This window comes from Polynucleobacter sp. MG-27-Goln-C1 (assembly GCF_018881905.1).
Taxonomy (GTDB): domain Bacteria; phylum Pseudomonadota; class Gammaproteobacteria; order Burkholderiales; family Burkholderiaceae; genus Polynucleobacter.
In genome coordinates this window covers 203,170-218,662 of record NZ_JACVPM010000002.1, presented here as the reverse complement: position 1 = coordinate 218,662, position 15,493 = coordinate 203,170, and the positions used below count along the sequence as shown (strand labels likewise).

Annotated in this window: 14 protein-coding genes; 4 read left to right on the top strand and 10 right to left on the bottom strand. The window is 47.0% G+C overall.

What is annotated here, in order from left to right; all coding sequences use genetic code 11:
- Positions 1 to 59: 59 nt before the first annotated feature.
- Complete coding sequence (oxlT, locus tag ICN14_RS05110; protein WP_255535972.1) at positions 60 to 1,328, top strand: oxalate/formate MFS antiporter; 1,269 nt, start codon at positions 60 to 62, stop codon at positions 1,326 to 1,328.
- Positions 1,329 to 1,407: 79 nt separating this feature from the next.
- Here the strand turns inward: oxlT and ICN14_RS05105 are convergent, their stop codons facing one another.
- From ICN14_RS05105 to ICN14_RS05090, 4 genes are all read right to left on the bottom strand, one after another.
- A complete protein-coding gene (locus ICN14_RS05105; RefSeq protein ID WP_216225406.1) occupies positions 1,408 to 2,052 on the bottom strand; it encodes a hypothetical protein in 645 nt (214 codons plus the stop codon).
- A gap of 251 nt (positions 2,053 to 2,303) precedes the next feature.
- Complete coding sequence (locus ICN14_RS05100; protein ID WP_216225404.1) at positions 2,304 to 3,671, bottom strand: NAD(P)(+) transhydrogenase (Re/Si-specific) subunit beta; 1,368 nt, start codon at positions 3,669 to 3,671, stop codon at positions 2,304 to 2,306.
- Positions 3,672 to 3,703: 32 nt separating this feature from the next.
- Positions 3,704 to 4,042, bottom strand: coding sequence for a proton-translocating transhydrogenase family protein (locus tag ICN14_RS05095; RefSeq protein WP_011903634.1), 339 nt, complete (start codon positions 4,040 to 4,042; stop codon positions 3,704 to 3,706).
- A 24-nt stretch (positions 4,043 to 4,066) separates the two neighbouring features.
- Positions 4,067 to 5,197, bottom strand: a complete 1,131-nt coding sequence (locus ICN14_RS05090; protein WP_216225402.1) for a Re/Si-specific NAD(P)(+) transhydrogenase subunit alpha — start codon at positions 5,195 to 5,197, stop codon at positions 4,067 to 4,069.
- A gap of 175 nt (positions 5,198 to 5,372) precedes the next feature.
- On the opposite strand from ICN14_RS05090, the gene mnmA reads away from it, so the two are divergent.
- Positions 5,373 to 6,488 carry a tRNA 2-thiouridine(34) synthase MnmA gene (mnmA, locus tag ICN14_RS05085; RefSeq protein WP_216225932.1) on the top strand — a complete coding sequence of 372 codons (1,116 nt, stop codon included), beginning with the start codon at positions 5,373 to 5,375 and terminating at the stop codon, positions 6,486 to 6,488.
- A 4-nt stretch (positions 6,489 to 6,492) separates the two neighbouring features.
- On the opposite strand, the gene ICN14_RS05080 is transcribed toward mnmA, so the two are convergent.
- Positions 6,493 to 7,107, bottom strand: a complete 615-nt coding sequence (locus tag ICN14_RS05080) for a glutathione S-transferase N-terminal domain-containing protein (RefSeq protein WP_216225400.1) — start codon at positions 7,105 to 7,107, stop codon at positions 6,493 to 6,495.
- 94 nt (positions 7,108 to 7,201) lie between these two features.
- Between ICN14_RS05080 and purB the strand changes: the two genes are divergently transcribed.
- A complete protein-coding gene (purB, locus tag ICN14_RS05075) occupies positions 7,202 to 8,581 on the top strand; it encodes an adenylosuccinate lyase (protein ID WP_216225398.1) in 1,380 nt (459 codons plus the stop codon).
- A complete protein-coding gene (locus ICN14_RS05070) occupies positions 8,578 to 9,960 on the top strand; it encodes a 3-deoxy-D-manno-octulosonic acid transferase (RefSeq protein WP_370624813.1) in 1,383 nt (460 codons plus the stop codon). Before purB ends, ICN14_RS05070 begins: the two co-directional genes overlap by 4 nt.
- 11 nt (positions 9,961 to 9,971) lie before the next feature.
- Here the strand turns inward: ICN14_RS05070 and secF are convergent, their stop codons facing one another.
- The 5 genes from secF to queA all read right to left on the bottom strand — a co-directional run bounded on the left by secF (position 9,972) and on the right by queA (position 15,475).
- The gene (gene secF, locus ICN14_RS05065; protein ID WP_216225396.1) at positions 9,972 to 10,946 is read right to left on the bottom strand and encodes a protein translocase subunit SecF; all 975 of its coding nucleotides are present in this window, start codon (positions 10,944 to 10,946) and stop codon (positions 9,972 to 9,974) included.
- Positions 10,947 to 10,949: 3 nt separating this feature from the next.
- Entirely contained in the window at positions 10,950 to 12,809 is a 1,860-nt protein-coding gene (gene secD, locus ICN14_RS05060; RefSeq protein ID WP_216225394.1) for a protein translocase subunit SecD, read from the bottom strand.
- 25 nt (positions 12,810 to 12,834) lie between these two features.
- Positions 12,835 to 13,161, bottom strand: coding sequence for a preprotein translocase subunit YajC (gene yajC, locus ICN14_RS05055; RefSeq protein WP_216225392.1), 327 nt, complete (start codon positions 13,159 to 13,161; stop codon positions 12,835 to 12,837).
- A gap of 123 nt (positions 13,162 to 13,284) precedes the next feature.
- Positions 13,285 to 14,442: a tRNA guanosine(34) transglycosylase Tgt gene (gene tgt / locus ICN14_RS05050; protein WP_216225389.1), complete on the bottom strand. Its 1,158-nt coding sequence runs from the start codon at positions 14,440 to 14,442 to the stop codon at positions 13,285 to 13,287.
- The gene (gene queA, locus ICN14_RS05045; RefSeq protein ID WP_216225387.1) at positions 14,435 to 15,475 is read right to left on the bottom strand and encodes a tRNA preQ1(34) S-adenosylmethionine ribosyltransferase-isomerase QueA; all 1,041 of its coding nucleotides are present in this window, start codon (positions 15,473 to 15,475) and stop codon (positions 14,435 to 14,437) included. The genes tgt and queA overlap by 8 nt, the downstream gene beginning before the upstream one ends.
- Positions 15,476 to 15,493: the final 18 nt, after the last annotated feature.

The window sequence follows — 15,493 nt, the reverse complement described above, 5'->3', positions numbered from 1 at the left end:
ACAATGAATTTCTAAGTTTATTTTTTAGAAATTCCAGTAGTTCGAATAAGGAGACAAGTATGAGTACAACAACAATGAGTGCAGCACCTGCTAGCACTAACCCCCTGAAGTCCAAATGGGTGCAGCTTGCCCTTGGCGTCATTTGCATGATGTCGATTTCAAGCCCCCAGTATGTTTGGGCGCTATTTACCAAGCCCATCATGGGCCAGCTTGGTGTGACTCTGACTGAGTTGCAGGTTACTTTTTCGATTTTGATTGTGTTGCAAACTTTCTTCTCACCTTTTCAGGGATATTTGGTTGATAAGTTTGGGCCTCGTCTTTTGCTGTCCATTGGAACGATTCTCACTGGTTTAAGCTGGGTTCTATCAGCAAACCTCACAACAGTTTCCAATCTTTACATTACTTATGGTGTGCTCGGTGGTCTGGGTACCGGTATTGTTTACATTGGCGTTGTAGGCCTCATGGTTCGTTGGTTTCCAAATAACCGTGGCTTTGCAGTAGGCATGGTTGCCGCTGGATACGGCATCGGTGCGCTCTTAACAACCTTTCCAATTGCCACTAGCCTTACTGAAACTGGCTTACAAGGCACATTAACTTTCTTTGGATACATTATTGGCGCTGTAGGCTTGCTAGCTGCTCAAGGCATTCGCGTACCTCATGCTGATCGCGTCCAGACTGCGGGTCAGATTGAGGCGGCCGCTTCAGGAGTTACTCCTAAAGCAATGCTCAAGACTCCAGTTTTTTGGTTGATGTTCTTGATGATGTCGATGATGTCCACATCAGGTTTGATGGTGATTTCTCAGATGGGTGCATTTGCGAAAGATTTTGGAATTACTGGCGCAATGGTTTTTGGTATGGCCGCGTTGCCCTTGGCTTTAACTATTGACCGTGTAACCAATGGCTTAACACGCCCCTTATTTGGCTGGGTATCAGACAAAATCGGACGCGAATACACCATGACTATTGCATTCGGTCTTGAGGCAGTAGCAATGTTTTTCTGGGTAATGACACGTTCTGACCCTGTGATGTTTGTGATTTTGTCAGGTATTGTGTTCTTTGGCTGGGGCGAGATTTTCTCTTTATTCCCATCAACCTTGACAGATACTTTTGGTCAGAAACATGCAACGACTAACTATGGTTTCTTGTATATGGCACAAGGGGTGGGCTCTATTATCGGCGGCCCAATTGCAGCTTATATCCATGGCGTTACTGAGAGTTGGATCCCTGTGTTTGCAATCATGATTGCTCTAGATGCAAGCGCAGCGCTTCTTGCCTTCTTTGTATTGCGTCCAATGCGCGCAAAGTATCTAAAGGCTCAGGTAGCTTAGTAGTAGCAAAAATCCTCGCAATGTTAAAGGGCTGCCAATGGCAGCCCTTTTTGCAAATAGCAAGATGATTCCGAGTAGATTACTGCCAGGCTTTCTGAAGTTTTAAAAAATCTGCATTCATCATCTGTGGATCTAGTAAAAGATGTGGGAATTCCAGGGCAAAAATTACGTACAGTGCAAGCCCCATTAAGCCTAAATAAAGTACTGTTAGAAACCAATCCTCTTCCTTTTTGACTGCCATCGAGTAACCGCTTAATAAGGCTCCTATTGAGAGCAGGGCAAATAGAAATCGCTCAATAATTGGTGGGGGATGACGTTTTCCATTGAGAATCCCTTGCTGGAAAACATCCAGGAGATTTGTGAGTTGAGGTTTCAAGATGTTGTTGGCCAAATCCTTAGTACTCGCTGGGGCGCGCGAAATCGCTTGATTGATATCTTTATTAAGAGTATTCAAAGCCTTAGTTAAGGCATCATTATTGGCATCAAGATCATCAAATGTTTTGATGTTTTCATACTTAGACATTCTTAGGGAAAGAATTTGATTTAAGGTGGTTTTGACTATGACGCGATCTGTTGGATTGAGATACTCACTCGATTGTTCAATCTGATTAAGAGCATAGGACTGCTGATGCGTTAAGCTCACCCGATTATCGAAGTGATCAGTTGCACTTGAAAAAGTAAAGCCGAGTACCAATGCCGATAGCCCAAAAATAGCTGTTGCCAATGAATCTCTAATTACCACCTTATCCGAGCGGCGGACTTGGTATCTTCCATAGAGCCATCCTATCAATAGAAATATCAGAATTGAGACAAAAAATATCAGAGGGGCAAATGGAACCAGGTTGAGGTGATTTTCCATAAAACTATGCATAGCAGTCTCTCGTAAAGTGGAATTGCCAATTTAAGCAGTATGTTTAGTGTAATAAAAAACCGCCCGAAGGCGGCTTTTTATTGGGATGGATGCTTGTGTACTGCTTAACTTACTGACTTCACCATATCTTCCACAACTTTCTTCGCATCACCGAAGACCATCATGGTTTTGTCCATATAGAAGAGTTCATTATCAAGACCAGCATAACCTGCGGCCATCGAACGCTTGTTCACGATGATGGTCTTGGCTTTGAACGCTTCCAAAATTGGCATACCGAAGATTGGGCTGCCTGGTGTACGAGCAGCAGGGTTCACCACATCGTTTGCACCAAGTACTAGCACTACATCAACCTGACCAAAATCACTATTGATGTCTTCCATTTCAAATACTTGATCGTATGGAACTTCAGCTTCGGCCAAGAGTACGTTCATGTGACCAGGCATACGGCCTGCCACTGGGTGAATTGCGTACTTTACGGTCACGCCATGATGAGTCAGCTTCTCTGCCAATTCTTTCAGAGCGTGTTGAGCGCGGGCAACAGCCAAGCCGTAGCCAGGAACAATCACAACAGTGTCCGCATTCTCCATGAGGAAAGCCGCATCTTCTGGGGAGCCAGTTTTGTAGTTCTTTGGACCGCCATCATCAGCGCCGCCAGCAGCAGCTTCGGCGCCAAAGCCACCAAGCAATACTGCCAAGATGGAACGGTTCATTGCCTTACACATGATGTAAGACAGAATCGCGCCAGAAGAACCTACGCAAGCACCCGCAATAATCAATACCGGATTGTTTAATGTGAAACCAATACCTGCAGCCGCCCAACCTGAGTAGCTGTTGAGCATGGATACAACAACGGGCATATCTGCACCACCGATTGGGATAATCAAAGTCACACCCAATACCAATGCAATCGCACACATTACCAAGAATGCTTCATGGCTACCTGTCATGAAGTACATGACACCACCTGAAACCATACCAATCGCAAGGATGAGATTGAGCAAATGTTGGCCAGCAAAAGTCACAGGTTTGCCGCTCACCTTGCCGGAGAGTTTTCCGAATGCAATGACAGAAGCCGTAAAGGTAATCGCGCCAATAAATGCGCCAATAAACAGCTCAATCTTTTGCGCGCCAGTGTGGTCATGGGCAGGGTTGTATACCGCTGCAATCGCAATCAATACGGCTGACAAACCAACAAAGGAGTGCATGAGCGCTACGAGCTCAGGCATCTTGGTCATCTGTACGCGCTTAGCTGCGAGCGTACCAATGATGGCGCCACCAACAATTGCACCAATAATCAATGAGAAGACTGGCTTAAAGTCGGGAATCAAGAAAGTGGTGATCACGGCAAGTAACATGCCGATCATGCCAAAGGTATTGCCTTGACGTGAGGTTGTTGGTGATGACAATCCACGCAGGGCGAGGATAAAGAGCACCGATGAGATGAGATAGGAAATCGCGGTTATGTTTAACATTATTGTGGTCTCTATAAGATCTTGTTCTAGTTTTATTTAGTTCCAGCCGCATCAGCCTTAGGGGCTTTTTTCTTGAACATTTCAAGCATGCGACGGGTGACCATAAAGCCACCAAAAATATTGATTGATGCTAAGAAGACTGCCACTGCACCAATGATGCTGGTGAGGGTGATCTCATCGCCGCCAATTACTTCGGTTTGAAGTAGGGCGCCAACAATAATGATTCCAGAAATAGCATTAGTAACCGCCATGAGTGGAGTGTGAAGTGCAGGTGTCACATTCCAAACAACGTGGTAGCCAACAAAAATGGCCAATACAAACACAGTGATGTTTTGGACTGTAAGGATGCTTTGAAATGCAGCGAGATCCATGATGTTTCCTTTGAAATTTCTTTATTAGTTTTTACGGACGGCTTGGCCATCACGACACATGAGGCAGGCGGTAACGATGTCATCATCTGTTGGGATAACTAACTTCGCTTCTGCATCAACAATGAGCTTCATGAAATCAAGTAAGTTGCGTGCGTACAAGGCAGAGGCATCTGCAGCCACCATGCTCGCGAGGTTGGTATAGCCAATGATCTTCACGCCATTCTTTTCAACAATCTTGTCTGCTTCTGTCAAAGGACAGTTACCTGAACCGTTATCGCCACGACCAGCCGCTAAGTCGATCACGATAGAGCCTGGTTTCATATTGGCAACGGTATCGCTGTGCAATAAGACTGGCGGTTTACGACCTGGAATTAAAGCGGTGGTAATCACGATGTCAGCTTGTTGAGCGCGCTCTGCAACCAAGGCTGCTTGACGCTTCATCCATGCTTCTGGCATTGGACGGGCATAACCACCAACACCTTGAGCGATTTCACGCTCTTCATCTGTTTCATAAGGCACGTCAACAAACTTGGCGCCGAGAGATTCAATTTGTTCTTTGGCGGCAGGGCGCACATCAGATGCTTCGATGACGGCACCTAAACGCTTAGCAGTTGCAATAGCTTGTAGGCCGGCAACACCAGCACCCAAGATAAGTACGCGCGCTGCTTTGACTGTTCCTGCTGCAGTCATGAGCATTGGCATAAAACGTTGATATTCATTAGCGCCGAGCATCACTGCTTTGTAGCCAGCGATGTTGGCTTGTGAAGAGAGGACGTCCATGTTTTGCGCGCGAGTAGTGCGTGGGGCAGCTTCCAATGAGAATGCAGTTACGCCTTGTGCAGCCATTGCAGCAATATTGTCGTTATCAAATGGATCGAGCATGCCAATGAGCACGCTGCCAGATTTAATTTGCTTGAGCTCTGTAGCTTCAGGTGCGCGCACCTTGAGAACGATCTCCGCCCCAAAAGCGTCAGCTGCGCTTCCAATGGTTGCGCCTACTGCTTCATACGCAGAATCTGGCTGGCTGGCTTTAACACCCGCATCCTTTTGAATAACGACTGTGTGGCCTTGGCCAACTAGCTTCTTAACGGTTTCTGGTGTGGCGGCAACGCGAGTTTCCCCGGGTCTAACTTCCAGCGGTACGCCTATGCGCATGGCATGTCTCCAAATGCAAATTTTTCGAAAAATCTATTTTAGTTAAATAGGCAAAAAACTACCTATCTATTTACACTGATCACCATTCGTTTGGCATTCCTTCGAATCTTGGTAAGTTTGAAGGAAGACTTCTACAATGGGGTTTTCAGCTTATATTGAATTCTCGCATTTTTTGATGATCCCGCTCAATTCTTCCGCAATACCAGCCTCAAAACCATCCAAAGTCGTTGTTGGCATGTCTGGAGGGGTGGATTCGTCTGTTGCAGCCTGGATGCTCAAACAGCAAGGCTATGAAGTAATTGGCCTTTTCATGAAAAACTGGGAAGACGATGACAGTGATGAATACTGCTCGGCACGCCAGGATTGGTTGGATGTGGTGTCTGTGGCGGATCTGATCGGTATTGATGTCGAGGCGGTCAATTTTGCTGCTGAGTACCGCGAGCGTGTTTTTGCCGAGTTCTTGCGCGAATATGCTGCCGGAAGGACCCCAAACCCCGATGTTTTATGTAATGCAGAAATTAAGTTCAAAGCCTTTTTAGATCACGCCATGAGTTTGGGGGCAGATGCCATCGCCACGGGCCACTATGCGCGGGTTCGACATGATGGCGGTCAAGTGCAATTATTAAAAGCATTGGACGCCAGCAAAGATCAAAGTTACTTCCTGCACCGCTTAACCCAAAGCCAATTGGCGAATGTTCTTTTCCCTTTGGGGGAGATTCCGAAAACGGAAGTGCGTAAGATTGCCGAGCAAATTGGTTTACACAATGCGCGTAAAAAGGATTCCACGGGAATTTGTTTTATTGGCGAGCGCCCTTTCCGAGAATTCTTAAACCGCTACTTGCCACGCACTCCAGGACCCATCAAAACCCCTGAAGGTAAAACGGTTGGAGAGCATATGGGGCTTGCCTTCTTTACCCTAGGGCAGCGTAAAGGCATTGGCCTAGGTGGTAGTCAAGATGGTAATGGCGATGCTTGGTATGTTGCACGCAAAGATGTTGTTCACAACACCCTATATGTTGCCCAAGGCCATGAGCACCCATGGCTACTAGCTAATCAGCTATCTGCAATTGATGCTAGTTGGGTTGCGGGCACGGCTCCTGCGCCAGGGCAATATTCAGCAAAAACCCGTTATCGCCAAGCAGACTCTGCATGCTCACTTGCCGCGGGATTGGAAGGGTCTCTCAGTTTTGAGCTAGCTTTCCCAGAAGCTCAGTGGGCAGTCACCCCCGGCCAGTCTGCCGTTTTGTACGACGGTGACATTTGCTTAGGCGGCGGAATTATTTCCGCCTAAGAATTTATGCTGCTGGAGGCGCTGTTTCAGCAAAGGAAGGTCTTTGCATTAACTTTTGATACAAGGCATCCAGGTTGGGGTATTGCGCTTGCCAGGCGACATTAGGGAAGCGGAAGAGCATATAACCCAGCGCACAACCCACTGCAATATCAGCCAAAGTCATCTGATTTCCATGGCACCAGGCGTTTTCACCCAATTCACGGGACATTTGGGCCAAAGCGGCGTCAATTTTGCCCATTTGGCGTGTAAGCCAGTCTGGACTTTGCTGCTCTGGAGGGCGCAAAGTCACTTCTAAGCGGGCCAAAATACCGGCATCCTCGACCCCATCAGCTACGGCTTCCCAGGTTTTAACCGAAGCGCGTTCCCGACTACCCGTTGGAATAAGCTTGCTGACAGGGCTGAGGGTGTCTGCATACTCAGCAATCACCCGAGAGTCATAAATAGCCTCGCCATCATCCAAAATCAAGCAAGGAATCTTGCCCAAAGGATTGTTATGGGCAATTTTGGTGTCTGCGGCCCAGACATTCTCGAGTTCTAGGTCTATATCAACCTTTTTTTCCAAGAAAACAATGCGTACCTTGCGTACGTAGGGGCTAGTGAGGGATCCGATGAGTTTCATGTGACTTAGTATAGCCATCCCAGCCAAATTGGGTTGCCTTCAAGAACGATTAAAATCAGGCTTTATTGACACATTCAATGTAAAGGCAATATTCGTGAGTCAGCCGATTTCTACCCTTAATGCACTTTCCCCTTTAGATGGCCGTTATGCAGGAAAACTAGATGCCTTGCGCCCTTGGTTATCCGAGGCTGCATTTATGCGTCAGCGGGTGTTTGTGGAGATCCATTGGCTCTTAGCTTTGGCTGCCGCAGGTTTGCCAGATGTTCCAAAAATTAGTGCGGCCGATGAAGCGTTTTTATTATCCTTGCCAGAAAACTTCTCAGATGCGGATGCTCAACGCATTAAGGATATCGAAGCAGTTACCAACCATGATGTCAAAGCAGTTGAATATTTCTTAAAAGAAAAAGTAGCTGGTCGCCCAGACTTATTGAAGGCCAGTGAATTTATTCACTTCGCTTGTACCTCTGAAGATATCAACAATACCTCGCATGGTTTGATGTTGCGTGGGGCGCGTGACGAAGTGCTGTTACCGCAACTCAGAAAAGTACTTTCTGTATTAACGGATTTGGCGATTGAGAATGCTAAGGTTCCCTTGTTATCTCGCACTCATGGTCAGCCAGCCTCCCCAAGTACATTGGGTAAAGAGTTGGCAAACATTGCCAAACGTTTAGAGCGTGCGATTGCAACGATTGCTGCAGTCCCACTCTTAGGAAAAATGAATGGTGCAGTTGGTAATTACAACGCGCATTTATCTGCTTACCCGAATTTTGATTGGGAAAACTTTTCTAAAAATGTAGTTGAGAAGCGCTTAGGCCTTACATTTAATCCCTACACGATTCAGATTGAACCGCACGATGGTATGGCTGAGTTGTTCGATGCGATTGCTCGTGCCAACACAATCTTGTTGGATATGGACCGTGATTTCTGGGCTTATATTTCGATTGGTTACTTTAAGCAGCGCACTAAAGCAGGCGAGATTGGATCTTCAACTATGCCGCATAAGGTGAACCCAATCGACTTTGAAAATTCTGAAGGTAACCTGGGCGTAGCTAATGCTTTATTGCGTCACCTAGCTGAGAAGTTGCCGATTTCTCGTTGGCAGCGTGATCTGACTGATTCAACAGTATTGCGTAACCTCGGCCCAGCCTTTGGTCATAGCGTTTTAGCTTATGACAGCGCCTTGCGTGGTTTGGGTAAGTTGGAAGTAAATCATGCGGCGATTGCTGCTGACTTAGACGAGTGCTGGGAAGTATTGGCAGAGCCAGTGCAAACCGTCATGCGTCGTTATGGCATTGAGAACCCGTATGAGCAGCTTAAAGAGTTGACTCGCGGCAAAGGTATTAACCAAGCTGATTTGCAGACTTTCATTCGTGGATTGAAGATCCCGGATGATGCAAAAACTCTTTTGCTTGAGATGACTCCATCTTCTTATTTAGGCAAGGCGGTCGAATTGACCGAACGTCTAAAAAAGTGAGTTTGACTCCAAACCTTGGACGCGCACCGCAGGATTCGCAATACGGTGCCCGCCCCAAGTTCTGGTTTGCTGTTTATCAATTGCTTTGGCATCTACTCTTGCCATTCGCATTTATTCGTCTGGCTTGGCGTACACGCCACTCATCTGAATATTTAAGCCATTTCTCCGAGCGCTTAGGTTTTTCTTATGGCAAATCCATTACCCAAGGTTCGGTGTGGATTCATGCGGTATCCGTTGGTGAGACTAGGGCTGCTCAGCCTCTGGTAGAGGCTTATCTGGAGCAAGGTGAAACCGTTCTGCTGACCCATATGACACTCAATGGCCGTCGCACTGGCGCTGCTTTATTTGCAAAAGCCATTGCCGCTGGCCAGCTACGCCAAGTCTATTCACCTTATGACCTTTGTTGGTCTGTAGCCAACTTCATTCGTGCATTCAAACCCAAATTCGGTTTGTTTATGGAGACTGAAGCTTGGCCAACTGTGGTGTTCTATTGCGCGGAAATCGGCCTACCCTTATTTTTAGTGAATGCACGTCTATCCGAGCGAAGTGCTCGTCGAGTGAATCGATTTGGTAAGGCCGGTAAATCTTTATTTCAGGCGTTTGCAGGTATCTTGGCTCAAACGCAATTTGATGCTGACCGCTATCGCAGTCTTGATGTCAAAAAAGTGGAGATTGTTGGCAACCTCAAGTTTGATGTACCGCTTGATCCAAGCCTAGCTCAGCAAGGTAAATCTTGGAAGCAAGAGTTACATGCCAAACAGCGCTTTATGGTCTGTGCTGCGAGCACTCGGGACGGTGAAGAGGAAGTCATTCTGAAGGCCTGGAAGGATTTACTTCTTAGCAATGCATTTGATGTTGCCCCATTACTTTGCTTAGTACCCCGTCATCCTGAGCGTTTTTCAGAAGTGGCCAATCAAATTCATGATATTGGTTTGAAGTTTCGACGTCGCACAGAATGGCTGGAAACGCCAAAAAGTGATGCAGAGATAGATGTCATTCTCGGTGACTCGATGGGTGAGATGCCCATGTATTACAGCGCTGCTGATTTGGTAGTGATGGGTGGCAGCCTACTTCCCTTTGGCGGCCAGAATCTGATTGAAGCTTGTGCTGCTGGCTGCCCCGTATTACTCGGTGAGCATACCTACAACTTCCAGCAGGCTGCATTGGATGCAATAGAGATGGGTGCTGCAAAACGTATCAATGGCGAACTGCTATTGAGTGAGCCAATTGCCCTTACGGAAGCTTTAAAAGAATTGCTATTGAATACTGCCGAGCTGGCAAAGATGTCGAGTGCTGCAACGGCCTACTCGATTGAGCATCAAGGTGCGACTAAGAAAATATTAGCCGCCCTTGAGCATCAGAATTTCACACTTAACTAAGTAATTAAAGCTTAAACCTGTGCCCCAAAGTTTGGGTCATCATTGCGGGTTGTATCTTCAGGTTTACGTTCACCTTTAACTAAATCCTCACGCGTCACTCCAAGCCACATTGCTAGAGCTGCTGCTACGAATACTGAAGAGTAGATACCGAACAAGATACCGATGGTGAGTGCCAAGGCAAAGTAGAAGAGGGTAGGGCCACCAAAAATCAACATAGCTAAAACCATCATTTCAGTACTGCCGTGAGTAATCACGGTGCGGCTGATTGTGCTGGTAATCGCATTGTCAATAATCTCGCGGGTATTCATCTTGCGGTACTTGCGGAAGTTTTCGCGAATTCGGTCAAAGATCACCACAGACTCGTTTACTGAGTAACCCAATACAGCCAGTACCGCCGCCAATACGGAGAGTGAGAACTCCCATTGGAAGAAGGCAAAGAAGCCAAGAATAATCACAATGTCATGCAAGTTCGCGATGATGCCGGCAACGGCAAATTTCCACTCAAAGCGGAAGGAAAGGTAGACCACGATGCCGATGACTACGAATAGCAGCGCCATCAATCCATCGATTGCTAGCTCACGCCCAACCTGTGGACCAACGAACTCAACACGTTGTAGCTTCACGCCGGAAGTTGCTGGTTCAAGGGCCTTCATCACTGCTGCACTTTGATCCGCAGAGGAAATCATTTTCCCTTCAGCATCTTTTTGTAGTGGCAGGCGAATCATCACATCACGCGAGCTACCAAAGTTCTGAATCTGAGTATCGGCGTAACCTAACTTTTCTACATTTGATCTAATGGAATCCAAGGGGGCAGTTTGGGGGTAAGAAACCTCCATTACCGTACCGCCAGTGAACTCAATTGATAAATGAAGTCCGTTATGCCAGAGGAAGAAAACAGCGGCTAAAAAGGTAACTAGAGAAACCGCATTGAGCGCCAATGCATGGCGCATAAAGGGAATATCTTTTTTAATCCGGAAAAATTCCATGACTTATTTCTCCTGTGGACGCCAAACTTGGCCGATAGCGAGTTTCTGAACTTTTTTACCTCTGCCGTACCAGAGGTTAACCAGGCCACGTGAGAAAAAGACTGCTGAAAACATTGAAGTCAAAATACCAAGGCAATGGACTACCGCAAAGCCTTTGATTGGGCCGGAGCCAAATGCGAGTAATGCAAGACCTGCAATTAAGGTGGTGACGTTTGAATCTAAGATGGTTGCCCAAGCTTTATCAAAGCCAACAGCGATCGCCGTTTGTGGGGCAGCGCCATTGCGCAGCTCCTCACGAATACGTTCGTTAATCAAGACGTTGGAGTCAATCGCCATACCGAGTGCCAAAGCCATCGCAGCGATACCTGGCAGAGTCAGGGTGGCTTGCAACATCGACAATACGGAAATTAAGAGTAGCAAGTTCACTGCCAGAGCTACCACTGAGAAGGTGCCAAACAAGAGGTAGTAGGCAATCATGAATACGGAGATAGCGGCAAAACCAATGATGAGGGATTTGAAGCCCTTTTCAATATTTTCTGCACCAAGGCTTGGTCCAATTGTGCGCTCTTCAATGATTTCCATTGGAGCTGCTAATGAGCCTGCGCGTAACAGCAGCGCTAAGTCATTTGCACTTTCAGTAGTTGCTTGGCCAGTAATCTGAAACTTAGAGCCAAACTCACTTTGAATCGTAGCAATCGTGAGAACCTCGCCTTTGCCTTTTTCAAACAAGATCATGCCCATTGGTTTACCGATGTTCTCGCGGGTTACTTCTTGCATCACGCGACCACCAGCGGCATCTAAAGAGATATTGACGGCAGGGCGTTGGTTTTGATCAAAGCCAGCGCTTGCATCGGTAATGCGATCACCACTGAAGATGACGGATTTTTTGAATACACCTTGGCGAGTTTCGCCAAAGCGGAAAACATCCATGCCTGGAGGTGGAGTCTCGCCAATAGCAATCGAGGAAACGATTGGGTCAGCTAGTCTGGATTCAAGAGTTGCAGTACGACCGATAATGTCTTTGGCGCGCGCAGTATCTTGCACGCCTGGCAACTGAACAACAATACGTTCCGCGCCTTGCTGCTGAATGACCGGCTCTTTAACGGCCAATTCATTTACACGCTTATTCAGCGTTACAATATTTTGTTTTACTGCGTTATCTTGAATTTCTTTCAAGGCAGTCGGTTTAAATTCCCCAACTAACTTAGGAGATAGGCCGGTTGGTTTAATTTGCCAAATGAGTTCAGGTTGGCTAGTCATCAATACAGAGCGTGCCTTTTCAGCATCCTCAGTACTTCCGAAAGTCAAAGTGATGGAGTCTGGGCCGCGCTCAATACCTTGCTGGCGAATCGATTTGTCGCGTAACTGGCTGCGGATATCGGTTGCTAAAGAAGTCACCTTCTTTTGAACCGCACCTTTCATATCTACTTGCAGTAAAAAATAAACACCGCCACGTAAATCAAGACCAAGCGGCATTGGTAATGCATGAAGTGCATTCAACCAACTTGGTGTGTTCGAGAGTAGATTTAATGCAACTGTGAAATTAGGTTCGTTTTGATCGATATTTAATTTTTGTTGCAGTAAGTCGCGTGCACGCAATTGGATATCAGTATTGTTAAAACGAATTTTGATCGAACCTACATTGCCTGTAGATTCAAAGAAGATGCCAGTGTTGCTAATGTTGTCATCAGTCAGAATCTTTTCGACTCGAGACTGTGTCGCCAAATCAACCTTGATGGTTGGCTTGGCGGACGAGACTTGAACCGCTGGAGCCTCTCCGTAGAAATTGGGCAATGAATATAGTCCTCCGATTAATAAAGCAAATAGGATGACTATGTATTTCCAGAGAGGGTAGCGATTCATATTGAGATACTTTTAAACAAACGTATTAAGCAGACTTCAGTGAGCCTTTTGGCAATACTGTTGTGATGGCGCCTTTTTGCATCTGCACTTCGGTGCCAGCAGAAATTTCAACAGTAACAACTTGATCTTTCAATGCAGTTACTTTGCCGATAATGCCGCCAACAGTCACTACTTCGTCGCCAACAGATAAAGACTCAAGCATTGCTTTAGTTTCTTTTTGACGCTTCATTTGTGGGCGAATCATGATGAAGTACAAAACTGCAAACATCAAAACAAGGGGAAGGAAGCTCATCAAGCCACCGGAATCTGCACCCGCGGCTGGAGCCTGGGCAAAAGCGTTACTAATCCACATACAAAACCTCCATTAATTACCAATTGGAAACTGCTTCAGTTTTAGGCTTTTTAGAGCTAAGCCGTAAACCCGCAATTCTAAACTGTATGGGGCTTTGAGGGCTGATTTACTGCCCTGGGGCTATTAATCCTGTCCGGGCTCTACGCCGCGTTGACGATTCCGATGAAATTCCTCGCGATAGGCGCTAAAACGGTCTTTAGAGAGGGATTCTCTGACCTCCTCCATCAGCTGGAGGTAGTAAGAGAGATTGTGGATCGTATTGAGCTGCGATCCGAGGATCTCATTCGCCTTTTGGAGGTGGTTTAAGTAGGATCTAGTGAAGTTTTGGCAGGTATAGCAGGCACAGGTAGGGTCAACAGGGCGATCATCATCCTTGTAGCCTGAATTACGCAGTTTGAGGTCGCCAAAGCGCGTAAACAGCCAGCCATTGCGGGCATTGCGAGTCGGCATCACACAATCAAACATATCGATCCCCAGGCTAACGCCCAGCATCAGATCTTCAGGCGTTCCAACCCCCATTAAGTAATGGGGCATATGCTCTGGCAGCTTGGGGGCTGTGAAATTCAGAATGCGCTCAAACTCGGGTTTGGGTTCGCCAACGGAGAGGCCTCCGATGGCAATGCCATCAAAACCCTGTTGGCTGACGGCATCTAAGGAAAATTCCCGCAAATTCCCAAACATGCCACCTTGTACGATGCCAAAAAGGCCATTGCCTGTCTCGAGCTCGCGAAAGCGTTTTAAGGAGCGATCGCCCCAACGTAAGGACATTTCTAGTGAAGCGCGTGCAGTTTTTTCTGAAGTTGCTTGGCCTTTGACTTCGTAAGGGGTGCACTCATCAAACTGCATGGCGATATCACTATTGAGAACCGCCTGTATTTCCATCGACACTTCTGGCGACATGAATAATTTATCGCCATTGATCGGGGAGGCAAAGGTCACACCTTCTTCGGAAATTTTTCTCAGCGCTCCCAAGCTAAAGACCTGAAAGCCACCTGAGTCAGTAAGGATGGGCTTATCCCAGCCCATGAAGCGGTGTAAGCCGCCATGTTTTTTAATGACATCTAAACCAGGTCGTAGCCACAGATGAAAGGTGTTGCCCAAAATAATTTGAGCTTTAGCTTCATGTAAATCCCGAGGGGTCATCGCCTTCACGGTGCCATAAGTTCCCACCGGCATAAAGATCGGTGTTTGTACGCTACCGTGAGGAAGGTCAAGCTGGCCAAGACGTGCAGGGCTCGCAGAGTCGCGTGCCAAGATATTGAAGTGAACGGGTTTAGTCATGAGCTTGTCTAGTTAAGAACATCGCATCGCCGTAGCTAAAAAAGCGATATTCATTTTGAATGGCATGTTGATAGGCATTGCGGATATTGTCTACACCGGCAAAGGCGCTCACCAACATTAATAAGGTTGATTTTGGCAGATGAAAGTTTGTAAGCAAGCAATCCACAGTTTTAAATGTGTAGCCAGGCGTAATGAATAAATTCGTTTCGCCGCTGGCTTGTTGGCTTTGAGCTTGACTCTCTAGGGCACGCAGGCTAGTTGTCCCGACTGCAATGACTCTGCCACCTGCTTTGTGAGTAGTCTCAATTGCTTCAATAGTTTCTGCGGGAACCGAAAACCACTCGTAATGCATTTTGTGTTTGCTGAGGTCTTCTTCGCGAACCGGCGTAAAAGTACCTGCGCCCACATGAAGGGTAACGGTAGCCTGCTGAACCCCGAGTTCATTGAGCTTCTTGAGAATAGCTTCGTCAAAGTGCAATCCTGCCGTAGGAGCTGCGACAGCGCCAGGATTTTTAGCGACGACGGTTTGGTAGCGATTAGCGTCTTCTTGATCTGGCTGATGTTCAATGTACGGGGGTAGTGGCAATTCGCCAAAGCGCTCAAGTAAATCAAATACATTCTCGGGGAAGCGTACTTCATAGAATCGGCCGTCATAGCCAATCATTTCCACGGGAAAGGTTTCACCTGCTTTGTTATGCACATGAACAATGCTGCCCGTCTTGGGAACCTTGGAGGCTCGAATTTGTACCCAGGCCTGCTGATCTCCGCTGATACGCTCAATCAGGAGTTCAACGTTCCCGCCAGTCTCCTTCTTGCCGTGCAGGCGCGCGGGTATGACCTTGGTGTCATTAAAGACGAGTAAATCCCCAGGCTTGATAAGGTTAAGAATGTCGGGGAACTGCCGATCGATCAATTGGGCGGCATTACCCCCCTCTACATTCAGCTCTAAGAGGCGGCTATCCGTTCTATTGGCCAGGGGGTGCTGGGCAATTAGTTCGGGCGGGAGGTCGTAATTGAAGTCGGAAAGTTGCATAGCATTACCATCAGGTAT